This window comes from Wolbachia sp. wLmal (assembly GCF_049435495.1).
Lineage (GTDB): Bacteria > Pseudomonadota > Alphaproteobacteria > Rickettsiales > Anaplasmataceae > Wolbachia > Wolbachia pipientis.
The window spans coordinates 989333-1015339 of the sequence record NZ_CP185405.1; the positions used below are offsets into that span (position 1 = coordinate 989333).

The following is a 26007-nucleotide window of genomic DNA, read 5'->3' on the forward strand; positions in this document are numbered from 1 at the left end:
TAAAAGAGCTATATCAATATAAAATTAATACATTAAATATTATTCAAGCTCCACTTTAGTTGCTCCTGCTTCAATAAGTTTTTGCTTGATTTTTTCTGCTTCGTCTTTAGGAACATTAGCAGTCAAATCTTTAGGTAAAGATTCAACCAACTCTTTTGCTTCTTTTAAACCCAATGTAGAATTAACCTCTCTCACAGCTTTAATAACTCCTATTTTTTTACTCGCATCAATTTCTTTAATCACAACTTTATACTCAGCTTTTTCTTGAGCAGCAGGAGCAGCAGCATTATCACCAATAGGCGCCCCAGCACCAACAGCTCCACCAAGAAAAGAACCAGCAGGCAACCCTATTTTCTCTTCTAAAACTTTTACAAGTTCAGAAGCCTCTAATAGGTTTAAAGATAATATTTTATCAACCAAATCACTTGTTACATTACTCATAATTACCACCTTACTTAACAACAAATTTATTTTTTAGAACTATAATAATCCAAAACTCTCATAAGCCTCATAGAAGATGAATTAATAGACAACGCTAACCGAGCAGGAATATCATAAGATATTAAACGCATAATTTTAACGCGCAATTCATCCAGAGAAGGCAACTTAGCCAGTTTATTAACATCTTCCACTGTTAACAATTCATTTAAATGAGCTGCGCAAATCACAGACATTTTTTCTTTGTCAGCATTAGTAAAATCAACTATTAATTTTGCAGCTTCTACTATGCCACTAGAGTATATAATAGCAACAGGACCGGAAAATTTGCCTGATAAATAAGAGAATTTACCAGTCCTTTCCAAAGCCAAGCGCGCTAGAGTGTTTTTAACTACTAATACCCCACCTGCTATAGACTTCAGACTATTCCTCAGAGTTAATGAATCATTAGCATTTATAGATTTAAAATTTACTAATATCAAGAAATCATTATTTACAAATACGTTTATTGTGCTCTGTATAAATTCATCCTTATCTTTACGCTTCACGGTATCACTCCCTTAAATTATATCTTCCACTTTGCCTATCTTATAAGCTTTACCCATAGTTGAATTTAAAAAAACACCCTTAAAGTAAATTCCTTTCGCAGAAATAGGTTTATTATCTTTAATTACTTTAAGAAAGGCTTTTAAATTTTCTAGCAAGTCATCAATATCAAATTTAATATTTCCTAATTTACCATGAATAACACCATTTTTATCTGTTCTAAATTTTACCTGACCAGACTTAATGATTTTAATAGCTTCTGCAATGTTAGAAGTCACAGTACCAAATTTAGGGTTAGGCATCAGCCCTTTAGCACCCAATACTTTTGCAATAAGAGTGATTTTTGCCATAAAATCAGGAGTAGTAATGCACCAATCAACATCTAACTTTCTACCTTTTTTTATTTCTTCAACTAAATCCTCTCCTCCTGCAATATCAGCACCAGCTTTTTCAGCTTCTAATAAATGTTTATCTTGAGCGAAAACAGCTACTTTAATATTCTTCCCGATACCTTTAGGCAAAACTACTGTACCACGCACCTGCTCTTCAGATTTACGTGAATCTACGCCTAAATTAACCGCAATATCAACTGATTCATTAAATTTTGCTGAAGCAGACTCAACAATCTTCTTCAAACACTGCTTAGGATTATCATTATATGTATTCATTTACCTAACCTTCCACAACTTCTATACCCATAGATTTTGCAGTGCCTACAACCATTTTCACTGCTGAATCTTCATTATCCACTTTCATATCAACCATCTTGCACCTTGCTACTTTAATTATAGCAGACATAGGTAATTTAGCCACTAATTCTTTACCAGGATTACCAGAACTTTTACTTAATTTAGCCTCCTGCTTAAGTAAATAAGCCACAGGCGGACCGCTGACAGTAAAATCATGAGAGCGATCATCCTTTATGGAAATTCGCACTGTTACTAAATCGCCTACTTTATAATTAGCGTTAGCAGCACTAGTAACTTTATTAAAAGCTTCACAAAACTTAGGAACAGGTATACCACGTGGACCAAGTACTGAAGCAATTTTCGGTCCTGGAACTGCTTTCCCAGCTTCCATAAGTAAGTTAATCTTAGCAACTATAACACTCATAATTAATCCTCTATTTTCTCTACTTGAGCCAGATCAAGCTCTATTATTGTCGGCTTACCTAAAATCGATACTTCCACATTAATAATTTTTTTCTCATCGTTTACCATATTTACCTTACCAGTAAAATTTTGAAAAAGACCATCATTAATTTTCACTTTTTCACCTTTTTCATAACCATAACCTAACTTCTTTGTCTCTTGAGCATTATAAAGTGCATTACACATTGAGTGAATCTCATCATCCAAAATCACCTTTGGAATATTACCGTTTTTCAAAAATCCATAAACCTTAAGAGATTTTGGTATATTATTGATAAAATTCAATACTTCATCGCATAAATTCACGTATAAAAAGACATAACCAGGAAAGCATTTCCTTCGTGTAGCAATTTTCTTAGATTTCAACTCTACTTCACTTAGCTCTTCATATAGAATAAAAACTTCCTTAAAGTAATCATTAACACCCAATCTCATAGAATTTTCCAATATATGTTGGCGCACTTTCTCTTCACAATTGGAAGCAACTCTCAAGATATACCATTTATATCTATTAAATTCTTTACACTTTAAACTTATCTCATCATCTGAAATCATCTCAAAATCACCAGATTCGCCACTGCAGAATCCAGGCGTTTGATTCAAAATATTTTTGCTTTCATCACACAGATGCATATATACATACACTTCACATGATTCTTTTATATCAGACTTTGAATTACATACCGTTTGATAAGGAATAAACACTTCCTTAAAATAAACGGCATTACTTACCAATTCGCATATGTTTTGCTCATATCCATAATCAACTTTAATGATATACCATTTATATTCACATTCCATAAATAATTCCAAATAAAGCCTTAATTAAGTAAAGAGACATAAAATCCACAAAACAGAAGAAAATCGAAAAGCATAATATAACAATCATTACAACAAATAGAGATGACAACACCTCCTGTTTCTTTACCCAAGCAATTCTTCGTATTTCTTGCTTTATATCACAGAAAAAACCACACAAACTTTTTAACATTTCCACCACAACATTAATGCAGGAGCGATAGGAATTGAACCTACAACCTCTGGTTTTGGAGACCAGCGCTCTACCAATTGAGCTACACTCCTATAACTCAAACTCTCACTCCAAAATTTCAGAAACAACACCAGAACCAACAGTTCTACCGCCTTCTCTTATCGCAAAACGCAATCCCTTATCCATTGCTATCGGTACTTGCAATTCTACTTCTACACTCACATTATCTCCTGGCATTACCATCTCCTTCCCATCTAGCAATTTTATGCTCCCAGTTACATCCGTTGTCCTTAAATAAAACTGTGGCTGGTAATTCGCAAAAAATGGTGTATGCCTTCCTCCTTCCTCTTTCTTTAATATATAAACCTCCGCCTTAAACTTTCTATGCGGCGTTATCGTCCCCGGTTTTGCCAATACTTGCCCTCTCTCTACTTCTTCTCTTTTTATTCCTCTTAACAATATTCCTACATTGAGTCCTGCACTTCCCTTATCCAGCAATTTCTTAAACATTTCTACACCTGTGCATATCGTCTTTTGCGTCGCTTTCAGACCTATTATCTCTATCTCCTCTCCCGTCTTTATCTCTCCCTTCTCTATTCTTCCTGTTACCACTGTTCCTCGCCCCGATATCGAAAATACATCTTCGATTGGCAATAAAAATGGTAAATCCACAGGCCTTGGTGGAACCGCTACATATTCATCTAACTTTTCCATCAATTTGTCTATTGATTTCTTTCCATATTCGCTGCTGTCATCCTCCAGCGCCTTGAGTGCTGAACCAACCACCACAGGCACTTCATCCCCTGGAAATCCGTATTTACTCAGTAATTCCCTCACTTCCATTTCTACTAAATCTATCATATCAGCATCAGCAACATCAGCTTTATTTATATACACCACGATATATCCAACACCTACCTGCTTCGCCAGCAATATATGCTCTCTCGTTTGTGGCATTGGCCCATCAACCCCCGACACTACCAATATCGCCGCATCCATCTGTGCTGCACCTACTATCATGTTCTTTACATAGTCAGCGTGTCCAGGACAATCAACGTGTGCATAATGCCTTTTTTCCGTCTGATACTCAACATGCGCTGTTGCTATCGTTATCCCCCTCTTCCTTTCTTCTGGCGCTTTATCTATCTGATCGTACGCTACAAAATTTCCATAATGCTTCGTTATCGCCGCTGTTAACGTTGTCTTCCCATGATCCACATGTCCTATTGTTCCCACATTTACATGCGGCTTTCCAAATGCTTCCACTATTGCTGTCATAATCATTACCCTTAATTATACTCTAACTTTAACTCATCAACCACATATTGTGGCACTTGCTCATAACAAGAAAAATGCATACTATACTGCGCCCTTCCCTGAGACATAGAACGCAAAACGTTGATATAACCAAACATATTTGCAAGAGGTACCGAAGCAGTAATTATTTTACTATTATTACCTAAATCGAGCATATCAGCAACATTTCCTCTTCTACTATTTATATCACCCATAACATCACCCATATATTCTTCAGGAGTAATGATTTCAACTTTCATTATAGGCTCCAGCATTTTTGGACCAGCTTTATTTGCCATCTCTTTAAAAGCACCTTTAGCAGCAAGTTCAAAAGCTAAAGGACTAGAATCAACCTCATGAAAAGCACCATCAAGAAGGGTAGCCTTAAAATCAATCAACGGAAATCCCGAAATTATACCACCTTCTTTTATCAACTCCAAGCCATTTTCTACCCCAGGAATATACTCTTTTGGAATAGCACCACCTACAATTTTACTTTCAAATTGAAACCCAGAACCAGGCTCAAGAGGTTCAAATTTTATTTTAACCTTAGCAAACTGACCAGCTCCACCAGATTGTTTTTTATGAGTGTAATCAATTTCAACAGATTTAGTGATAGTTTCACGATATGCAACCTGAGGAGCACCGACGTTAGCCTCAACGTTAAATTCGCGCTTCATTCTATCAACAATAATCTCAAGATGGAGCTCACCCATGCCTTTCAATATAGTCTGGCCACTTTCCGCATTTACTGACATTCTCAAAGAAGGATCTTCTGCAACCAACCTATTTAGAGCAATACCTAATTTTTCCTGATCTGAAGTGGTTTTAGGTTCCACAGCAATTTCAATAACAGGCTCAGGAAATTCCATACGCTCCAATAATATAGGAAAATCAACAGAACATAAAGTATCTCCGGTGGTTGTTTTCTTTAGCCCAACTAAAGCAACTATATCTCCAGCCCTAGCCTCAGTTATATCTTCTCGGTTATTTGCATGCATAAGTAACATTCTGCCAATCCCTTCAGTTTCGTTTTTTAACGCATTTAAAACGGTAGATTTAGACTTTAATTTACCAGAATAAATACGGATAAACGTCAAGCTGCCTACAAATTTATCCGTCATCACTTTAAATGCAAGAGCAACAAATTTCTCTTTTTCTGAAGGTTTGACCTCAATTTTCTTTTCTGAATCTTTAGGATCAATTCCAACAATTACATCAACATCAATAGGAGAAGGTAAAAAGTCAACCACACCATCTAAAAGTGGTTGTACGCCTTTATTTTTAAAAGCTGATCCACATAACACAGGAACAAATTTTCCTTTAACGGTCCCATTTCTCACGCATTTTTTCAGTAAATCCACTGGCAGATCATTAGACTCAAAGTAAGTATTCATCGCTTCATCATCCATCTCAGCTGCAGCATCTAATAAAAGATTTCGATATTCTTGAGCCTTATCAAGCAAATCAGAAGGAATATCTTCATAAGAAAATTTAGCGCCCAACGTTTCTTCTTGCCATATAATGGCTTTCATAGAAATAAGGTCAATTATACCTTTGAAATCTTTCTCACTCCCTATTGGTAAATGAATAACTAAAGGTGCTGCACCAAGCTTCGTCTTTATCATATCAACACATCGATAAAAATTTGTCCCTATTCTATCCATCTTATTAACAAAGCAGATACGAGGAACGCTATATTTATCAGCTTGACGCCACACTGTCTCAGATTGAGGTTCAACTCCAGCAACTCCATCAAATACAGCAACTGCACCATCCAAAACCCTTAAAGATCTCTCAACTTCAATAGTGAAATCAACGTGACCAGGAGTGTCTATTATATTGACCCTATGATCATTCCAAAAACATGTTGTTGCAGCAGATGTGATTGTAATACCACGCTCCTTTTCCTGCTCCATCCAATCCATAGAAGCTGCACCATCGTGCACTTCACCAATTCTATTTTGCTTACCAGTATAAAATAAAATACGCTCTGTTGTGGTAGTCTTACCAGCATCTATGTGAGCCATTATCCCTATATTTCTGTATTTAGATATTCCAACCTCCATATCACAATTAATTAGCTAACATTAAAAACGGAGATGAGAAAATGCCTTATTAGCTTCAGCCATTTTATATTTTTCTTCGCACATCTTAAACGCACCACCGCGTTTATTATAAGCATCCAGTATTTCAGATTGCAAACAATCAACAGTGGTTTTTCCACTCTTTTTTCGAGCAGCAGAAGTTGCTTTAGCAATCCACCTTAACGCTAAAGAAACCGCTCTATCTTGTCGAACTTCAACAGGTACTTGATAAGTTGCACCACCAATGCGTCGAGAACGCACTTCTATAGAAGGAGTAACATTTCCTACTGCTGTCTCAAAAATTGATAACCCACCTTCGCCTATTTTCTTTTCAGCTAAAGACAAAGCGTCATAGATAATCTTTTCTGCAGTAGATTTTTTACCACATTTCATGATTGTATTAATGAAACGCATCAGCAAAACACTGCCGTAACGCGAATCAGGACTTATTTCTCTTTTTTTTGCTTTATTCCGACGAGCCATAAACTTTAACCAGATTTCTTTACACCATATTTTGAACGAGCTTTCTTTCGATTTTGCACACCACGCAGATCAAGGGCACCTCTTATTATGTGATAACGCACACCTGGCAAATCTTTAACTCGCCCACCACGTATCAAAACAACAGAGTGTTCTTGTAAATTATGACCTTCACCAGGTATATAAGCCGTCACTTCACCATACCCACTAATTTTTACTCTGGCTACTTTACGGAGTGCTGAGTTAGGCTTTCTAGGAGTTGTAGTATACACCTTAGTGCAAACACCTCTCCTTTGAGGGTTGCTTTCTCCCAAAGCTGGTACCTTTTTCTTATGGGTCAATCCTAATCTACCCTTACGTATTAATTGATTTATCGTAGGCATATGTTATGAACTCAAGCTCATTAAAATAACTAAGTTTCTAGTTATAAAATAATAAACCTCAATAGTCAATATAAAAATAAACATTACTACTCTAATAATTAAGCTCAACTGCCTTGAAAGCCATCAGTAGACTTCTTGCACTACCTCCCAAGCCACAACTGTCATTCAGTAGAAACGAAAAAACTTACTTGACACCCTTCGCCAGCCCCATTATCATGGTACTGAAGGTATTCATTTATCTTCAATCTGTGCAGATTAAATGGCAACAGTATTACGTAATTGGCGTCTTATTTTTAATTTTTTGCACTATGCACACTTTACGTCTTCACAACATTTCTGGGTTTTTACCTATATAAGCTGAAACGCGCTTATAAAGCGTTTAAGACAGTATAGTACGCCAATTTGCAGGATTAGAGAGTGACAACTAGCTAATACGGGATATCTTTTGCCTTTTTTTTACTTGGTAAATTTCTTAATATTTATGGCAACATGAACTGAGCAGGAAGGTGTCATTCCAGTGCTTGACACTGGAATCCAGTTTTCCATATAATCTCATCGAAAATGTTGTAACCACTTTCTGTGCTAGTCTGCTTGCTTATACCAATTCCCATTACACGGCAAACAGATGGACAAAGATGGAAGAAAAGCGATAATGAAGTAAGTAAAATAGTTGAGGTATAAATGGCATTAAGATCAAAATTATTGGATGAAAAAGTAGTAGAATCAGCAAAAGAAATGCTGAAGAAAGTAAGGAATAATGCATATGTTTCAAAAAAACTAAATGCTGTAATTGCAGCAAAAAAGTACAGTATAACGGCTGTAGCAAAAATATATTGCATTTCAAGAAAGGCACTTACTGCATGACCTAAAATTTGGCAGAGAAGAAAAACTGTTTGCTCCTCCACAACGCCGTAGAAAAACTAAATTAAATCAGGTTCAACTACAGCAAATTGAAGAGTGGATAGAAGAAAATCCTAATATTACCATTAAAGAAATGAGAATAAGAATCCAGGAAAAGTTCAGATTAAATATCAGCAAATCTACAGTACACCGCTATATGCAAAAGATGAAATTCTCATATATTACACCAAGACCAGTTCATAATGGACAAGATAAAAGCAAACAAGAGGAATTCAAAAAAAAATCTCAATGAAGCTATTTTTCTTTGATGAATCACGGTTTGGCACACATTCAAAGGTTGGACATGGGTGGTTTAAAAAGGGGATTAGAACACAGGTTAAAACAAAATTAGGTAGGCAAAATTTCTATCTCTATAGTGCGGTTAATCCTAGAAATGGAGAGAGTTCTAGCTCAAATGTCAACACTGATTGCATAGACATATTTCTTGAGCAGATGTCGCAATATCTAGAAACACGAGAGGCTTTTCTTGTTATGGATTGTGCTAGTTGGAAAAAATTTAAAGGTACCTAAAAATATCGACATTATATGCCTACCTCCATACTCACCTGAGCTCAATCCTGTTGAGAGGCTTTGGTTATATATAAAACAGAACATTTTGCGCAATAAAATATACGATACAATTGCTCTGCTTGAGGGTGCTTTGTGCAAATTTATTACTTCTCTTGCCAGCTCCACAATTAAACAACTCTGCAATGTCTCCTATTTGACTGGCCAACAATGAGAGTTGGTATGAGAAGTATATAAAAAGCCGAGAAGGTTGGGTAGCATTGGCAAGAAGGTACGATGATGGCGGATATTCAGGGAAAAATTTAGAAAGACCAGCGATAAAGGAATTATTTGCAGATGTTAAAGGAGGAGAAGTAGATTGTGTAGTAGTGTACACACTAGATAGACTATCAAGGGAAACAAAAGACAGCATCGAAGTAACATCATTTTTTAGAAGACATAGAGTAAATTTTGTAGCAGTAACGCAGATATTTGACAATAATACGCCAATGGGAAAGTTTGTACAAACGGTATTATCAGGAGCAGCACAACTAGAAAGAGAAATGATCGTAGAAAGGGTAAAAAATAAAATAGCAACATCAAAGGAGCAGGGATTGTGGATGGGGGCACTTTGCCGCTTGGATATGATGTAAAAGATAAAGAATTAATAATAAATGAAAAAGAAGCAAAGACGGTGAAGCATATATTTGAAAGGTATTTGGAGCTGAAGTCAATGGCAGAACTGGCAAGGGAATTGAATAGTCAAGGTTACAGAACGAAAGCAGATATCTTTAAAAAAGCGACGGTGAGAAGAATAATAACAAATCCAATATATATGGGAAAGATAAGACATTATGAAAAAGAGTATAAAGGAAAGCATGAAGCAATAATAGAGGAAGAAAAATGGCAAAAAGCACAAGAATTGATAAGGAATCAACCATATAGAAAGGTGAAATACGAGGAAGCACTGTTAAAGGGAATAATTAAGTGCAAGGGCTGTGATGTAAACATGACTCTGACATACTCAAAAAAAGAGAATAAAAGGTATCGATATTATGTATGCAACAATCATTTAAGGGGAAAAGGTTGTGAATCAGAAAACCGAAATGTAATAGCAGGAGAAGTAGAAAAAGAAGTAATGAGAAAGACAGAGCAGCTATATGAAAATGGGAAAGAAAAGACCGAAGAAAAATGGAAAAATTTAAGTTTTGGAAAGCAGAAAGAAGTAGTGAAAAAATTAATAAAGGGAGTAATGGTAAAAGAAGATGGAATAGAGGTGAGTTTAGAGGATAAGGTGGAATTTACACCAATAAAAAAGAAAGGAAATAAATGCACAGTAGTAGAGCCAGAAGGGAAAACAAATAATGCGCTACTGAAAGCAGTGGTGAGAGCACATCTCTGGAAACGGCAACTAGAGGAAGGAAAATATAGAAGTGTAAAGGAGCTGAGTGCTAAAATTAATATAGGTACAAGACGTATACAGCAAATTTTGAGATTAAATTATTTAGCACCAAAAATTAAAGAAGACATAATAAATGGGAAGCAGCCAAGAAGTTTGAAGCTAGCTGATTTAAGAGAAATACCGATGTTGTGGAGTGAGCAGATGGATAAGTTTTACAAATTGGTGCCTTAATTAAGCAACTAATGAGTTATTAATGTAACCAATTTATAAAATTAAATATTGTAGAGAAAGAAATATGATGCCAAAGTTCAAAAAGATCAAGAACAAAAAAAATATAATCTATAAGCTTGCAGGTGATCAGGACAATTTTACAAATAAAGATAAAAAAAAGCTTTTCAAGCTATTAAAGAAGATAGAAAACGGTGAAAATATTAGTGAAAAATTTAATAAATCTAATTACAACACAAAGAAACTTCTTACAAAAAAAATAATTTACAAGGATGAGGAAAAGGAAGGGACTCTAACGCTACTGTGCCAATCTATGTTCTATAAAAATAATCAAGCTTTTGAGGAGCTTTTACAAGAAGGAATAAATCAAGGAATCTTACAGGATGTTCTTAGTGAGGAATTGATCCAAAATTTGCCAAATGGTCTAACAATAACTGACACAGCGCTGTTATCCTGCATATTAGAGGAAAATATTAAAGCTGTTAGAGCAGTTCTAGAAGCTTCTCAAAAGAATGGTATTTTGAAAAAAATTCTCAACCAAAAAGTGAAAGTAAAGAAAGCAGAAGGTAAAGAGATAAGCCATACATTGATTGATTATGCTAATAAACAAAATTGTAAAGAAATTGTATTGATTATGAAGGAGTTTGAGGAAATTCTGAATATAGAAGTTGAAGCTGCAAGTAGTAATGTTGAAACTAGATGTGAGGGTATCAATAAAGACTGTGGAAATCTTAAAATACACAAACCTATGTTTGCAAATATTGAAGAAACCAAAAATATTTCAACAGGAAGCAAAGATCCTAAGCTCACATGTGAAACCAGTGTAAAAGAGGAAAACAAAGACGAAGAAAATCCTTTAAATTTTATTACTGATGAACAAGAAGAAATCGTTAATATATTTGAGGAAGATACAGAAAACAACACTGAGTGGCACAGAGAAAATCGTCATACAAATCAACCCATCTGTAAAATCAATAAGAAAGACCAAAATACTTTTACGCAAACTAATATGCAAGAACCAAATAGGTCATTTCAAGCTGAACCATATTTTCATATTAGATCTAGTATTACCAAAGATAAAAAATCATCAAATCAACCGATTTTAGATGGAGTTATTGGTGTAGTGTTATTGGTAAGAGGTATTATTTTGTATTATGGAAATGCATATACTAGGGATAGTTATTGGAATTGCTGGGTTAGCTTGTGTAAGTTTTGCATTGTGCAGTAATTTAGAACCTAATACCAGGCTTGAAAAAGTAGAGCGTCCTACTATCCATTCTTCAAACCCAAATTATGGATTAGATTTAAGGTAAATTATTGAAAATCTTGATTTTTTAGCTAAGTGTAATCGAATTTAAAAAGTGCCCATTAATTTTTCTATCTTAAATTTCGTAATTATAAGTTATCGGTATTCTTCCTCTTTTTAATTATTAATACATAATTCAGGTTTCAGGAGTTATTAATAATTCCACAATAATGTCTGCATGAAGTATGCAATAAACTAAGATTTTTAAATTTGATGAGATTTAATAAAAAGAGTAAGGATTTTTAACAATTTATCTAAAATATAATCCAAAATCTGTATTATAAATATGAATGTAGAAAATAAAAGGACATTACTGAATAAGTAACATCCTTTTGAAGAAGGTGAGCTGTTTTGTTTATATTGATGTTTGCAAAGATTGTGTCACCTGAATAGGCTCTTGACCAGACATAAATGTAGAAGGCTGTTGTTCACCTACTTTTTCCTGATAATTTACTTTTTTCAATTGTGACCCAGTTTTAATTAAGTCGTCCGAAGAAATAATCATCCTCTCTGGTGTAGAAGGAATAGATGCACCTCTTCCACTATCAGAATCACTAAGGTCACTGAAAGAACTGCTTTTAGACGCAATACTGTCATCGATATCACTGAACGTACTAATGGCACTAAAATAGCTACTAACAGAATTACTACGAGTTGCAGTTCTACTAGATAAAGCATCGAGATTTCGTCTGACAGTAGGATGATTGAAAACATCTTCACTCAGAGAATTTTGTGGTAATGAATTTATAACCTGATTCAAATTAGTCAGTGAAGCACTTATATTTGGTACTTTTGGAGTTAATACCTTAGTAAGGTTACCAGTGCTATTACGTCGCGTTGTTCCTATTTTACATCCTATTGTTGCAGTTGGTGTTTCACCTCGATACTTCACATTACTTACTTTTTTGCTTTTACCACACTTGCTTGCTATCTTATTAAGGTTCTCTATAGAATTAGAAAGTTTATGCTCTATTGTACATTCTCTAATAATCCTCTTGATTTCATCATGATGTTCAGAGAAAATTTCATAGAGATTGTTATCATCTTGAGCCAATAAATTTTGCAACTTCTTATCATACAATTCTTTGACAAAATCTGCTTGTTGTTTCAATTGATTGATTAACTGGTCCTTTTTGAAACCTTGTGGACCATCAATAGAATCAGCCTTTTCCAATATTTTTCTGTTTAATTCAGAGAATACTTCCTTAATTAAAGCAGATTTATTGACAGTCTTGTCTTGCAAAATTTCATTAACAAGCATCTCCTTCACACTATTGAAGTTTTTCGTTTTTTCTTCTGTTTTTAAAACAACAGTTTGATTCTGCAAGTCTATTGAATATGGGATGCTATCCAAATTAGATATACTTGAACCCAAATTACCCAATTTACTTCCCACTTTTTTAAGTGTATCACTGGTGCATTCTCTTGTTTTCTGTACTACAGAACTTCCAGCTTCTTTTAACGAATCTTTAGCGTTTATAAAGCCTTTTTTTATTTTGCCTGCAGTATATTGTGTTCCTTCAACAGTTTTTTCAGCTGACCATTTGAGTCCTTTATATCCAGATTGAACTGATTTTACAGTTACTTTTACAGCGAAATATAAAGTAAGACCAACTGTAGCACCTAGTATAGCAAATGCTGCACCAACTGCCAAAAGTGTTAATAATGCTGTAAATAACCCACTTGCCGTACCTACTATAAGAGCCTGATCTCCTCGTTTCATGCGAGAGAATTCTGTATCTCCTTTTAACAGGTCAGTGATTCTTTCCTTGAGCTTTTTGTGATTATTAACACTTTCTATATTTGATGGATCTTCAGTAAATTTCTTTAAATCAAGATCATTTTCTTGTTGAGTTAGAAGATGATCTGAATTTGTTTCATTAGGTAACATTTTTAACCTCACTATTAATTCAATATATTACATTTTATATATATCATCATTAAGTTAGTGTTAACTTGATTGCTAATATTGGCACAGCTTAAAATAATTTAGCTGGACATAATTTTATAGAGACTCAGATGCACAATTCTAGGGTGTGGTAAGATAAATAACTCAAGAAACTTTGTTCAGCTAAAATAAGATGAGGAACTTCATCGCATTTCATCTATAATGATTTAAAACAGCAAGCCTAAAATTAGAAGCCTGCTATTACTTACTGGTTACTTTACATCAATTTTCTTGATGTGTTTCCCCGACTTAGGTATGGTCACGTGCAATACTCCATCTGAAAAATTAGCAGATACCTTATCTTGCTCTACATTTACTGGGAGCTGAATAGACCTATAGAAAGAGCCACAGTATATTTCTCGATGATAAAACTGCTTATCTTTTGACTCTTTATCACACGTCTTTTCACCCTTCACTATTAAGTTATTGCCAGATATGCTGATATCTATGTTTTCTTTCGAAATACCAGGTAACTCTAGTGACAGACAATAGCTTTTTTTGTTTCATAAAAGTCGCAAGCTGGTAATAGACTACTACCCCTTCTAGAAAGCTCTGAGCCCCACCCTGTGAAGAAGCTATCAAATATTTCATCAACAGCTCTTTGCAATCCTCTTACACTAAAATTATCACGATTATTGTTTTTATTTGAATGAACTATATTACTCATGTTGTACCTCCTTTTATTATATAAGCATTACATAATCATTCCACTTACTAATTTCAATCCTAAATCTAGAATTAGAAGTTTTATTAGATGTGAAAAGTTGTTCGAATTGACTATAACTTGATTATAAGAAAAAATCTTATTTAGATTATCGTGGGTAGTAATGAATCTCGATTTAACACTTTCTACCTAGAAATTTCTTCCCTAGAGTGAGAAATCCTTCTTAAATCTTCACGTCCTACCGATGAAACCTTCTTCTTTAATATAGACTAACTTGTGCAATACAATAGCCTACTAATGCACATATCAAGGATTATGAACAGTTTTTAGAAACGTTCCTTCTCTATTCGGCTCACCAAACAGAACAATGCCTAGGACAGCAAAAAAATAGAAAACTGTTAGTAGCAACGAAAAACTTACAGACTGGAAAAAGGCAACCCCAACAATAGGTGTGAGAGAAAAAGGAAAAGCATAAAACAAGCTATGTGCTATAACCACCGACCAAATTGAACCGTTTTTTTCAAACAGCCAAGTATAGATTATAGATGTTAAGAGAAGATGAGCAAAAGAAATTCAGATCATGGGAAGTGACATATGTTCTGTATGACCAGCAACTATAATTGTAGAAAATATTCCATAAAGTAAACCAATCAACAACACCCTAGCATAAAAATTTGATATTTGGGCTCTTATGTTCTTTAAAAAATAACCTTGCCAACCAACCATAATTGAAATACTAGAAATAGCACTACCTACGAAACTACCAATAAACGCAATCGGAAGCGCAAAGTAAACAATGCCAACAGGTTCTAATTTTGGTTCATATTTTATCAATGAGAATAGCAGACCTAGTCCAAAAACGCTAGGAAACGTCACTAATGGGATCATCAGTCCACATAGAAGATTTTTTACTGAATCCTTCTTAAAAAGGCTACTTATTTTCTTCCTATTATAAATCGTTAATAGAATAGCAATGACGCCAGGTACAAAAGAAGCAAGAAAAAGAGTATTAGGTACAACATGGACCAGGAGAAACGTCAGCAGATAGGTAACCAAAATAAACACCATACACTCTTTACTCATGTACATAACTCCTACATCTTACAATTCTGTTAAAAAAAGTATCAATACAGTACAACAATTTAGCTTATCTACTCTAAGATTTACAATAAAAGTTGTCAATGAATAACACCTAAATTTGAGTAAAAAAACTTCACTGCTGTTCCCTAATTCATTAAAAATCTAAGAATTTCAATAATTTACCCATTCTACATACAATCAGATTCATGTAATATAGTAATAAATTATCATTTTTTAGCTTTACTCAGTTTATCACAATGGGGAAGATTTTCAGCGTGTTATCTATATCTTAATCTGTAGATAGCATAAGAAGTATTTTTGAGAAGAATATTACATTGATTAGCATGACAAAAATCTTAATTATTTACTTTCCCCAAAAACACAAAAATAGTACGTATATTTACGAGAACGCGTTGCGTAAAAATAGGGTTGTAAAAATAAAAGCTTGAAATTGTTACAACAAAATTAGGCAAACCAGTTCGTACGTAGATTTAGCGAAAGTGATCCAATATAGATGGTTTTAGCGTACAGTGAAATTACCATATAAAAAAGTTCGTATGGATCACGTGGTAGCACAAGCCATCTCAAAACAAACTCTTCTCACAACAGTTGGTCCTGAGCGCTGGAAATGATTGCACTATTTAAATTTGTTAGCATTATATACTGCTGAATTAATAGCTACTTACTTAAGAGCTCCTTTCTACTTTATTCAACTTGCCCGTATGCCTTTTTAAATATTGACGTAAGTACAAAAAAACTTGGTATTCACCTTAACTCTCCTAAATTTGCTCACAATCTCTTAATTTAGCACGTACGTTTTTTTTAACACTTCCTTCATCAACGTATTACCTCTATCTACCGTCCTTACCCTTGCTACGGTCAGAAACACTACTAGCCTGAGGATCTTTTAAGATGGATTGCGTACCACCAAAATTACCAGAACCACCAAGTTGTAATATCTCTTTTTCTGTATTAGTGGAAATAAAACTATGAACGTTACCTCTGGGGAGTTTTCTCAGCATAGGTGGTGATACATTTGGACTCCTAGCCCTTTTCTTTGACAAAGTAGTACCATTGTAAACTGGATTTTGAGCAACATCACTAATACTTGAAAGCAAATTTTCATTAGCAGCACGAGCATGTTCAGCTGGGGAATGAATAGAGTTACTTGATGAAGTATCGTTATTTATTCGTATATTATCAATACCTGTACTTGCATCTTCTTTACTACTGCCAGCAGCATTTGCTAGAACCACTGAAGCAACATCTTTAGGAGTAGGAGGATAGGTTGAATCATCATTATAAGCGAAAGAAACATGCTTCTCAGTTAATCCAGCTGGCAAAGAATCTAGATTAGGTGAACTTGTACGTAAATTAGTCAACTGTAGGTTAAAAATTGAATCATTTGACCATTCATAGAATGAACCACAAGATGAATTACGAGATGAATTACGAGATGAATTACGAGATGAATTACGAGATGAATTACGAGATGAATTATGAGATGAATTATGAGATCCATCGTATTCCAGAACAAAAAAGACATTAACCGCGCAAGAATCCTTTATTTGAATTTTGTGATCTTCATCAATATTTTTGTTATTAAATAGGTAAACTTTTACAGTACTTTTCCAACAACAATTAGGAAGAGCTTTCAATGCACCCTCACCACTAATAGAATTATTAGATAAATTAATCTCTTTAATTCTCATAAAACTAATACTACTTAACTTTTCTAAACTTTCATCATTAATATTAGTATTTTGTAATATGAGAATATCAAGTTGTTCCATGTTTGCAGTAGCAAAGGCACAAATATCATCTTTGGAAAGAGTATTTCCTGATAAGTCAAGTTGAACAATTCCTCTACAATCAATCTTACCATACAAGAAATATTTTGCAAAACTTCCACCAGGCATACACGTGTCTACACACACAAACTTCGAATTTGAAGAAAAAGTTATTTCTTTACCATCATCCAGAGGCTTAGAATTTTCATAAGTTTCCATATCAGCTGGATATTTAGTAACAACTTTAATACTAAGAATCTCGAAGCTAGATCTGAATAAACTCCCTATACATTCGGGAGGGACATGAGGTACAACACCTATGGAAAACGCTCCAAGCTTTTGCAAACTTCTACCAGCAAAAGCTGATACACCTGAATAACCAATAGAGTTACCATCTAAAGTCAATTTAACAAGCCTTGGCCACATTTTATTAGCTAAACTTATTGCACCTATACTACTAATATTATTAGAATTTAAACCAGCTAAGGTAAGTAATGGAAAACTATTTTCTGTCAAATATTTCACACCTCCATCACCAAGAACAGCATTACTTAAATAAAGCTTTTCAAGCCTCGGGTATTCATGAGAAGCTATGAATTTTGCACCCGTAGAACCAATTAAGTTCCCGGATAAATTAAGGTATTGAAGGTTTCGAAAAGCAAGACTTTTTGAATTTTTCCAACCTTTATGATCAAATTTGTTATTGTTCATACGAAGTACAGCAAGCTTTTCAAAAAAATCAGCTTCAAGCAAAGATTGTAAACCACTATTACCAATATTATTATCTCCCAAATTAAGTTCCATAGAGTCCGGAAACGAACAATTCTTTAAAGCTATTGCACAGTCATCATTAAGATTATTACTAGTTAAATCTAATTTCGAAAGATTACTGACATCTTTCTGAGACAAAGCAGAAAGATCATCTGCGTTGATGGAGTTTTTTTCTAAATTAAGCTGAATAACTCCATAAAAATTAATGTTGCCAGACAAGAAATACTTCTTGAACTCTCCCCCAGTTATGAGCATATTTTTAAAAATAAACTTCGAACCAATAGGAAAAGTTACATTTTTAGATGAGGGAGGCAAAGGATTGTGCTGAGTAGAAGTATCAAAAGTAGAAGTTTGACTACAGTATGATGCATCAATATATGAGAGACCACTCTTAAATAAATATGATATGCCAATATAAGTTACGTCGCTGTATTTTATACTAATTGTAGTAAGCGAAGGCGGGAGATTTTCGGCCAAAAACTTTGCACCTTCATCACCTATTTGACATTGAAATAAAATAATCTCCACAAGAGAACCAAGGTTTTTATTAGTGAACAACTTTAAACAATTTACATCGAGAACAGAAGATAATAATCCAAACGCTGTTGTATTTTCTTTAAGGGGAACATCAGAGGGAAAAGTTTTACAAGATAATTGCATCCACTCTGATAACTTTACATCGTCATCGATACCATTGGTAAAAAACTGATATTCTGCGGTGGTTCTTTTATTAATAAAAGTTACCGGTGCGTTTAGAGAAGAGTAATGTTTCTTCAATTGGCTTGTATTTCTTACTTGAAGATGGAGACCTGTTTGCGGCGTTTGAGAAGCTGCTCTCAAACCATCATTAGGAGATATATCTCGGCATTGATCGATGACAATATGAGGTACATTAGTAGCATTTTTCGAATGATGACCAAGGTCGGTTAAGGCTGATTCATCAGTATTTGTCACATTTGAAGGATTATCTGGATTAAAAGAGCGATCATTTTCCTGTTGCGCTTTAGAATCATTATCGGGTGATCTACCTCTAGATCCAGGAACTATAATCCTAAATTTAGTGGCATTTTCTTTTGCAGTAGAATTGGTAAAGGTAACGGTTAACCTTTCAGTGACAACTTCACTTAAAGAATCAACATCTCTCTGCATTGCTTCAGTTTTATCATTCTCAAAGGATAAGCCTAATGAGAGAAGACTTTTAAAATGGGATTTAATTAAATCTTTTATGCATAAAAAAGAAACACGAGTATTTGTTAAATCAATAAAAATAAGCCCTTTAAGGTTAAGGACATCAACTAAAGTTTTCAAAAGAGCATCATCAATTTCGGAATCTGCTAAAACAAGGGAGGTAACGTTTCCAATGTTACCTTGAGTGAGAATATTTCCTGTCGAATTAAGTCTGATATTACTCAAATCAAGAAAGGTAAGACCCTTAAAACCTTGGCATTGAATAAATGTATTCAAAGCTAATGTAGTAAGTCGATTATCAGCTAATGTGAGATGGCTCACATTCTTAATCCAGTTGCTATTACCTAATATAGCTAAATCTTTATTAGTAATTGAACATTGATTTAAATGAAGATGCTTAAGTTTCTCAATCATAGAATCAGCTAAAGCTTCCATAATTTTATCTTGAATGCTGTTACCACTTAGATCAAGAAAATCAAGGTTTTCTAACTTATTTTGATGAAATAAACCTTGTATAACATTAGCAGTAATAAGAAACGAAAAAGCTAAATTAAGAGAGGTAATATTTCTGTAATCAACACTGAGTAGAGTAGGGACAAGTGAACCTCTTCCACCTTTTGAGTTATGGCTCAGATTAATACAGACAAGAGATTTGAGGTTATTGTTGTATAAAGAATTTATATCTGAAAATTCAATAGCATTATTGCTTAAATCGAGATTAGTAAGTTTTGTCAGGTGGTTGCTCTGGGCTAAAAGTCTTAGACCTTTATCATCAATGTCGTTCTCATTTAAGTAAAGATGAGTGAGTTTTTTGACATGATCGCTATTAATCAAAGTCATTAGATCTTGATTACTAATACCGTTTTTGCTTAAATCAAGACAAGTGAGTTGCTTGATACAACCGCTATCAATTAAAGCCTTAAAACTTCCTTGCTTAGTTAGGCTGCCTACTAAATAAAGACTAGAAAGACTTTTAAGAGAACAGAGAGAAGCGCAAATCTTATCACCTGAGAAATTGATACCGCTTATATCAAGAGAAGTCAGCCCTAAAGCACCTTTAAACGCAAGTAGTCTTACTAACGCATTCACGGTAATACATGAGTTACCTCTTATGTTGATAGAATAAATATTCTTCCATTGTCTAAGGGAGGAACGAAGTTCACCAAAGTCCGAATCAGAGACACTCCTCTCTCCGCCTTCTTTTGTTACTAAGTTAATCGACTCAAGGTAATCCACATTAAGGGTAGAGAAAATAGCACCAAGATCACCATCACCATGATTGATTAGCCCCGGACTTAAAGAAATAATACGTACCGTTCTACTCGCTTCTTCACTTTTTAAGAACTCTTGCAATTTTTCAGGATCGAGTTGTCGTACCCCTGTTAAATCAAGATGATTGACTACAACATAGAGAGAAAAATCCACAAAATCCCTAATAAAACTCGATTTCTGAACATTAAAACACAAAAGCCAAACAGAATCAACAATGAATCGAACAAAGTTATAGACCAAGTACTAGCTGCTGAAGCAAGGCTAAATGCATGTAATGATGGGAAGTGGAGCTTTGCAGAATATACAATACTGGACACGCATTTTCACAAATTAGATAAGGGTAGTTGAAAAAAGATAATGCGGAAGCTAATGCTAAGCGGTGGAAAGTTTTATGATACTTTATTGCAGAATGACCTTACCCAAAAAAAGTAGAGAGGAAGTTAAGACGTTTTTGAAGTAAAATGAACGTTTTTTCAAAGAGGTATAATATGGGAAAGAGAAGGGAATATACAATAGAGTTTAAATTGGAAGCAATAAAACTAGTAAGAGAAACAGGTCAATCATCAGCAAAAATAGCAAGAGATTTAGGTATGAGTGGAGATTTATTAAGCAGATAGGTAAGAAAATATAATGAAAAATGTCTGGAGTAGATGCATTTCCAAGCAAAGGAAAGTTAGCTCCTTATGACAAAGAAAGGTTTGACTTAAAGAAAGAGTTAGCAAGAATAACTAGGGAAAGAGACATTAAAAAAAAGCCCTGGGATATTTTGCTGGCCAAAAAGAGTGAAATATTCTTTTATAAAAGAGCATAGAAGCAGCTATAAAATACAGGAGTTATGTAGGTTTTTAAATGTATCTGCTTGTGGTTATTATAAATGGGTTGCTCAGGAGAAAAGCAATAAAGAATTAGCAAGAGAGGAGCTTCTAGCAGATATTCAAAAAATATATCAAGCATCACAATGCAGGTACGTAGCTCCTAAAATCCATGCTGAACTAAAAGCTTTAGGCAAAAATTGTAACATCAAAACAGTGCAAGATATAATGCAAAAAATGGCATTCAAGCTAAGCTTAGAAGAAGATTAGACTTCTTTCAAAATTCATGTAGGGAGCTCAAAATTGTGAATTGCAGCAATCAAATTAAACCTTAAACCAAAACGTTTTCGTCGGTTTCTATACCTGTCCGAGATGATTTTAAACCTTTTTAATAAGCCAATTACGTTTTCAAACAATTGCCCTTTGGCTCATAAGTGCCCTGTTCTCTTTTTTTTGTTCTTTGCTTAACGGATTCTTTTTCGTTTTCTTGTGCGGTAATACAACATTTTTGTGTATCTTCTGCATTCCCCTGTAGCCGGCATCAGCTAAGATTTTAGTTTGCGGCAATACTGCTACCTTTGATTCTCTAAACATCCGAAAATCTTGTTTTCTACCATTCGAGAAAGATGTGCATATGACTTTTCTACTCTTCTTCTCTGTTACTATTTGTGTTTTTATAGTATGCCTTTTTTTCTTTCCAGAGTAGAAGGGCTTTTGCTTTTTTTTGATCTCTCTACTGGCGTTTCAGTTCCGTCTATTACTAAAACTTCATATTCTACATCACTCTTTAATAGCTCTTTTTTTTCCTGGTAATGCAAAATCTGGATGTTTTATTAATATGTCTTCTACCCATCTTATTATTTTAAAACTGTTACTTTCACTCATGCCATAGCTTTGCCCAATATGAAAATATGTACGATATTCTCTTATATATTCCAGTGCCATAAGTAGCCTGTCTTCTATGCAAAGTTTACTTTTTCTTCCACTTCTAGCTTTTTTTTTCTTTTATCCTCCACTTCTAGAATTTCTACCATTCGCTCAAATGTTGCTTTTTTTACCCCTGTTAAACGTCGAAACTTTTCTCCTTCTAACTTTTCTATTCCCTTATATTTCATGCTTTCAAATACTTCATCTTATACTCCCTCTAACAATTTTGAAAGAAGTCTAATAAATTCATTGAGATTTTTTTTTGAATTCCTCTTGTTTACTTTTATCTTGTACGTTGTTTACTGGTCTTGTTGTAATATATAAAAATTTCATCTTTTGCATATGGCAGTGTACTGTAGATTTGCTGATATTTAATCCGAACTTTTCCTGGATTCTTATTCTCATTTCTTTAATGGTAATATTAGGATTTTCTTCTATACATGCTTCAATTTACTGTAGTTGAGCCTGATTTAATTTAGTTTTTCTACAGCGTGATGGAGGAGCAAACAGTTTTTCTTCTCTGCCAAATTTTAGGTCATGCAGTAAGTGCCTTTCTTGAAATGCAATATATTTTTGCTACAGCCGTTATACTGTACTTTTTTGCTGCAATTACAGCATTTAGTTTTTTTGAAACATATGCATTATTCCTTACTTTCTTCAGCATTTCTTTTGCTGATTCTACTACTTTTTCATCCAATAATTTTGATCTTAATGCCATTTAAACCTCACTACTTCACTTGCTTTAGTATGGCTTTTTCCATTATTGTCTATCCGTTCTTTGTATAGCGGAAATTGGTACAAGAGGTGGAAATGGAAGGAATTTACAAGGCAAATTCGAAAACAGGCATGCCGATATCAGTAAATTTAAATTAACTGCGTAAGTTTACTCTCATTTGCATGCCTATCAGCGCTATGCAACAAAGCCATCCGGAACTATATATTTAAGAGAATGCGTACTGCTTATAGAGAGAAACAGGGTTCAGAAGGTAGATCATCTTCCTACGGGGCGGCTGATAGGTCAATCCATCTCCAAAAACTTGCTCTCACATTTGCTAGTCTTGAGCACTAAAAATAGTTATATTGCTGAGTTAATACTGAATTGTTTTAAGATGGGAAGCGAAGCCAAGTGAATTGATGATAAAAACGTAATTAAAAGTAAGCAAAGGATCCTGTATTGAGCTTATTAAAAAACTTTTGTCACAATTGACTCCAAGCTTAAAAGGTCTTCGGATTGAGCTTGACATGGTTTTAAGGTAGAATATAATCCACCATGGGTTCTTAGTTTATGCTGATAGGAGCTTGGTAGTCGGTTTGTGTAGGTATGCCATAGTACGTGTTAGGTAAGTTAGTGTGTTGTTCTCAGTTGTTTAGCTTTGCTGTAGAAAGCAGTGGGGGTAGAAGTTATAATAAGTAGATGTATGGGTTGCAAGATTAATTACATAACTACTCCTTTACATTTAGCTTCTGGAGGTGGTTGTTTTGAAGAGGTAAAAGCCATGATAGACGAAGGGGCAGAGCTTGGTGCAAGAGATAGATATAAAAATACTCCTTTACATTTAGCTTCTAAAAATGGTCATTTAGAAGTGGTAAGAGTTCTAATGTGTGGCGAGGTGGATTTTTGTGCACAAAATAACCATGGGAGTACTCCTTTACATTTAGCTTCCCAAAATGGTCATTTAGAAGTGGTAAGAGTTCTAATAGATAAGAAGGTAAAGCTTAATGTAAGAGATAAATGTGGAAGTACTGCTTTAATTTTGGCTGCTAGAGGTGGTCATTTAGAGGTAGTGCAAGCTTTGATGGGTAGGAAGGCGTGGCTTAATGCAGGGAATAAATGTGGAAGTACTGCTTTAATTTTGGCTGCTAGAGGTGGTCATTTAGAGGTAGTACAAGCTCTAATGCAAGGAGGAGCGAAGGTTAATCTGATGGATCAAGATGGCTGGAATCCTTTGCATTTTGCTGCTGCCAAGCGCCGTACAGAAGTGGTACGAGCTTTAATAGATGGTGGAGCGAGTGTCAATGCAGTAAATCGAGGGTGCTGGACTGCTTTACACTTGGCTGCCGAAAGGGGTTGTATAGACATAGTGGAGGCTTTGCTAATGTGTGTCGGAATAGAGGTTGATGCGGTTGATGCAGGTGATTGGACTACTTTACATTGGGCTGCTGAAAGGGGCCATATAGATATAGTAGAGGCTCTAATACGTCGGGGAGCAAGTGTTAATAAAGTTGGTAAAGACGGAAGTACCGCTTTACATTGGGCTGCTATAAAGGATCATATGGAAGTAGCAGAAGTTCTAATACGTTGGGGAGCAGATGTTGCCAAAGTTGATGAAGACGGAAGTACCGCTTTACATTGGGCTGCTGACAATAGCAGTTTAAAAACCTTTTTTATGCTTTTGGTTTTTGGTGCTAATTCAGGTCAACAACATATAATAGACGATAATTCTAGTCCTGGGCTATGTTTGCGAGCTTTTGAAAAGATTGGGTTGATGTGTTATTTGGGTCCGATTATAAGTGAATATCGCAAAGGGAATTCGGAGGCAATTTTAAGTTGCTTGTGCAATCTCGGTCTGTTAACCTCGGGACTAACCATAGAGTTTGTAGAGATTAAAGAGCTTAGCGATTGTGATGAATGCTTATCTTTTTTACCTAAGGTTCTGTTGGGGATTGTAAAGCACATATGTCAGCGATTTAGTAGGGAGGCGTTCAAGAGGGGAGCTTTCGAAGGTTTAATTTCTGAAGTGTTTCGCTCGCCTTTTAAAATTACGTTAGAGGAATTTATCTCGTTCAATTTATCCTCAATATTAGATAGCAGAACAGTAGCAAGCCTTAGCCTAGTCTGTAGATCTATTAATAAAGATGCTAATAGAAGTTTAGAGTCCTATATGGGTGCCGTGACAACACTCCTAGATTCAATAGAGCAGGTGATGCCTCTATTTCCAGAGCCAGATCTTCTAAAGTTATTTAAGTAATACCTCTACTGAAAGTCATGTAACTCAGGCTAGAAGCTTCTAGGCTATCTTAACTTTTCGATCTCATTAAAAGGAAGGCCAGTGATTTTAGAGATAACATCAATAAAGCTCTGGCCAGTTGGAGTATCGATATTAAAGTCTGAGTTTTTTCAATTACTTAATATTTTAAAAGATGGTGAAGAAACACCGCCAGGATATTGTCATTTTCCCGAGTATGCACCTGAATATTTTAAGCAGCTAACAGCAGAGCAATTAGTCAGCAAAGTGGTAAAAGGATACACCAAACAAGAATGGCAAAAGGTAAAAGAAAGAAATGAAGTGCTAGATTGCAGGATTTATGCGAGAGCAGCATCGATAGCATTTGGGATTGATAGATGGCCAGAGAGTAAATGGAATAGTTTTAGTGAAAAACCAGAAAGCAAAAAACCTAAAAAAGTGAGGCAAAGTAAATGGTTGAATGAGAAGTAAAATGTACAATCAAGAATATTTAAGTCAAGTCGAAGAAACGATAAAAAAACTGCAAAGCGGAGAGCGAGTAGTATCAATTGCATATGGTGACCATAGACCTGATGCAAAACAAGAGAAAAGAGGATGAAAGTATGGTATCAAGAAGAATAGTACAAACAAAAATGAGGCAAAATGGGGTTAAACTACCATAACCTAAAGAAACATCGAAGAAACTTCCGCGATATAACAGGGCTAAAAGTAGAGGAATTTGAAAAAATTGTAGAAAAAGTGCGTCCAGAAGGGGAGAAAATTAAAAAACAAAAAAATGTCATGGAAGAAAGTCGCAGCTACCAATCTTGAAAGATAAAATATTCTGCGTAATTTTGTATTAGGGAATGTTCAAAAAAGTGTATCAAACCGCATT

General features: G+C 34.7%; 20 protein-coding genes, 1 tRNA gene and 7 pseudogenes. 9 read left to right on the forward strand and 19 right to left on the reverse strand.

What is annotated here, in order from left to right; translation table 11 throughout:
• Positions 1-39: 39 nt before the first annotated feature.
• The 11 genes from rplL to rpsL all read right to left on the reverse strand — a co-directional run bounded on the left by rplL (position 40) and on the right by rpsL (position 7372).
• Positions 40-441 carry a 50S ribosomal protein L7/L12 gene (rplL, locus tag ACEL90_RS04970; RefSeq protein WP_007551887.1) on the reverse strand — a complete coding sequence of 134 codons (402 nt, stop codon included), beginning with the start codon at positions 439-441 and terminating at the stop codon, positions 40-42.
• Positions 442-467: 26 nt separating this feature from the next.
• Positions 468-986 carry a 50S ribosomal protein L10 gene (rplJ, locus tag ACEL90_RS04975; protein ID WP_264703190.1) on the reverse strand — a complete coding sequence of 173 codons (519 nt, stop codon included), beginning with the start codon at positions 984-986 and terminating at the stop codon, positions 468-470.
• Between the two features lie 12 nt (positions 987-998).
• Positions 999-1652: a 50S ribosomal protein L1 gene (rplA, locus tag ACEL90_RS04980; protein ID WP_423348823.1), complete on the reverse strand. Its 654-nt coding sequence runs from the start codon at positions 1650-1652 to the stop codon at positions 999-1001.
• A 4-nt stretch (positions 1653-1656) separates the two neighbouring features.
• Positions 1657-2097 (reverse strand): 50S ribosomal protein L11, encoded by a 441-nt coding sequence (locus tag ACEL90_RS04985; RefSeq protein ID WP_423348824.1) that lies wholly within the window; start codon positions 2095-2097, stop codon positions 1657-1659.
• 2 nt (positions 2098-2099) lie between these two features.
• Positions 2100-2936 carry a transcription termination/antitermination protein NusG gene (gene nusG, locus ACEL90_RS04990; RefSeq protein ID WP_423348825.1) on the reverse strand — a complete coding sequence of 279 codons (837 nt, stop codon included), beginning with the start codon at positions 2934-2936 and terminating at the stop codon, positions 2100-2102.
• Positions 2926-3126 carry a preprotein translocase subunit SecE gene (secE, locus tag ACEL90_RS04995; RefSeq protein ID WP_423348826.1) on the reverse strand — a complete coding sequence of 67 codons (201 nt, stop codon included), beginning with the start codon at positions 3124-3126 and terminating at the stop codon, positions 2926-2928. Before secE ends, nusG begins: the two co-directional genes overlap by 11 nt.
• Positions 3127-3145: 19 nt before the next feature.
• Positions 3146-3218, reverse strand: a tRNA-Trp gene (locus ACEL90_RS05000).
• 13 nt (positions 3219-3231) lie between these two features.
• The gene (gene tuf / locus ACEL90_RS05005) at positions 3232-4404 is read right to left on the reverse strand and encodes an elongation factor Tu (RefSeq protein WP_423348792.1); all 1173 of its coding nucleotides are present in this window, start codon (positions 4402-4404) and stop codon (positions 3232-3234) included.
• A gap of 11 nt (positions 4405-4415) precedes the next feature.
• On the reverse strand, positions 4416-6491 hold the full coding sequence (gene fusA / locus ACEL90_RS05010; RefSeq protein ID WP_423348827.1) for an elongation factor G: 2076 nt from the start codon (positions 6489-6491) through the stop codon (positions 4416-4418).
• 21 nt (positions 6492-6512) lie between these two features.
• The gene (gene rpsG / locus ACEL90_RS05015) at positions 6513-6992 is read right to left on the reverse strand and encodes a 30S ribosomal protein S7 (RefSeq protein WP_007549313.1); all 480 of its coding nucleotides are present in this window, start codon (positions 6990-6992) and stop codon (positions 6513-6515) included.
• A 5-nt stretch (positions 6993-6997) separates the two neighbouring features.
• A complete protein-coding gene (gene rpsL / locus ACEL90_RS05020) occupies positions 6998-7372 on the reverse strand; it encodes a 30S ribosomal protein S12 (RefSeq protein ID WP_006279787.1) in 375 nt (124 codons plus the stop codon).
• A gap of 681 nt (positions 7373-8053) precedes the next feature.
• Between rpsL and ACEL90_RS05025 the strand changes: the two are divergent.
• The 3 genes and pseudogenes from ACEL90_RS05025 (at position 8054) to ACEL90_RS05035 (ending at position 11637) form a co-directional block, all read left to right on the forward strand.
• Positions 8054-9014 (forward strand): annotated as a pseudogene (locus ACEL90_RS05025) (IS630 family transposase).
• A 10-nt stretch (positions 9015-9024) separates the two neighbouring features.
• Positions 9025-10412, forward strand: a pseudogene (locus ACEL90_RS05030) (recombinase family protein); the annotation flags it as partial.
• A 64-nt stretch (positions 10413-10476) separates the two neighbouring features.
• A complete protein-coding gene (locus tag ACEL90_RS05035) occupies positions 10477-11637 on the forward strand; it encodes a WD_0033/WD_0034 family tandem repeat-containing protein (protein ID WP_423348828.1) in 1161 nt (386 codons plus the stop codon).
• Between the two features lie 433 nt (positions 11638-12070).
• Here the strand turns inward: ACEL90_RS05035 and ACEL90_RS05040 are convergent, their stop codons facing one another.
• The 6 genes from ACEL90_RS05040 to ACEL90_RS05065 all read right to left on the reverse strand — a co-directional run bounded on the left by ACEL90_RS05040 (position 12071) and on the right by ACEL90_RS05065 (position 20581).
• Positions 12071-13606, reverse strand: coding sequence for an actin-bundling T4SS effector WalE1 family protein (locus ACEL90_RS05040; RefSeq protein WP_423348829.1), 1536 nt, complete (start codon positions 13604-13606; stop codon positions 12071-12073).
• 269 nt (positions 13607-13875) lie between these two features.
• A complete protein-coding gene (locus ACEL90_RS05045) occupies positions 13876-14148 on the reverse strand; it encodes an Hsp20/alpha crystallin family protein (protein ID WP_423349301.1) in 273 nt (90 codons plus the stop codon).
• Complete coding sequence (locus ACEL90_RS05050; RefSeq protein ID WP_423348830.1) at positions 14139-14330, reverse strand: hypothetical protein; 192 nt, start codon at positions 14328-14330, stop codon at positions 14139-14141. Before ACEL90_RS05050 ends, ACEL90_RS05045 begins: the two co-directional genes overlap by 10 nt.
• Before the next feature lie 303 nt (positions 14331-14633).
• On the reverse strand, positions 14634-14900 hold the full coding sequence (locus tag ACEL90_RS05055; protein ID WP_423349302.1) for a CPBP family glutamic-type intramembrane protease: 267 nt from the start codon (positions 14898-14900) through the stop codon (positions 14634-14636).
• Positions 14901-15410 (reverse strand): hypothetical protein, encoded by a 510-nt coding sequence (locus ACEL90_RS05060; RefSeq protein ID WP_423348831.1) that lies wholly within the window; start codon positions 15408-15410, stop codon positions 14901-14903. It lies immediately after the preceding gene.
• Between the two features lie 848 nt (positions 15411-16258).
• On the reverse strand, positions 16259-20581 hold the full coding sequence (locus ACEL90_RS05065; RefSeq protein ID WP_423348832.1) for a hypothetical protein: 4323 nt from the start codon (positions 20579-20581) through the stop codon (positions 16259-16261).
• Positions 20582-20641: 60 nt separating this feature from the next.
• On the opposite strand from ACEL90_RS05065, the pseudogene ACEL90_RS05070 reads away from it, so the two are divergent.
• Positions 20642-20845: pseudogene (locus ACEL90_RS05070) on the forward strand (hypothetical protein); the annotation flags it as partial.
• Positions 20846-20916: 71 nt separating this feature from the next.
• Positions 20917-21506: pseudogene (locus tag ACEL90_RS05075) on the forward strand (transposase); the annotation flags it as partial.
• Between the two features lie 18 nt (positions 21507-21524).
• Here ACEL90_RS05075 and ACEL90_RS05080 read toward each other — a convergent pair.
• Positions 21525-22355: pseudogene (locus ACEL90_RS05080) on the reverse strand (IS5 family transposase).
• Positions 22356-22425: 70 nt separating this feature from the next.
• Positions 22426-22885, reverse strand: a pseudogene (locus tag ACEL90_RS05085) (helix-turn-helix domain-containing protein); the annotation flags it as partial.
• Between the two features lie 670 nt (positions 22886-23555).
• On the opposite strand from ACEL90_RS05085, the gene ACEL90_RS05090 reads away from it, so the two are divergent.
• From ACEL90_RS05090 to ACEL90_RS05105, 4 genes and pseudogenes are all read left to right on the forward strand, one after another.
• Complete coding sequence (locus ACEL90_RS05090) at positions 23556-25136, forward strand: ankyrin repeat domain-containing protein (RefSeq protein WP_423348833.1); 1581 nt, start codon at positions 23556-23558, stop codon at positions 25134-25136.
• A 102-nt stretch (positions 25137-25238) separates the two neighbouring features.
• Positions 25239-25604: pseudogene (locus ACEL90_RS05095) on the forward strand (terminase gpA endonuclease subunit); the annotation flags it as partial.
• 1 nt (position 25605) lies between these two features.
• Positions 25606-25731 (forward strand): hypothetical protein, encoded by a 126-nt coding sequence (locus ACEL90_RS05100; RefSeq protein ID WP_423349313.1) that lies wholly within the window; start codon positions 25606-25608, stop codon positions 25729-25731.
• Between the two features lie 44 nt (positions 25732-25775).
• Entirely contained in the window at positions 25776-25943 is a 168-nt protein-coding gene (locus ACEL90_RS05105) for a hypothetical protein (protein ID WP_423348834.1), read from the forward strand.
• Positions 25944-26007: the final 64 nt, after the last annotated feature.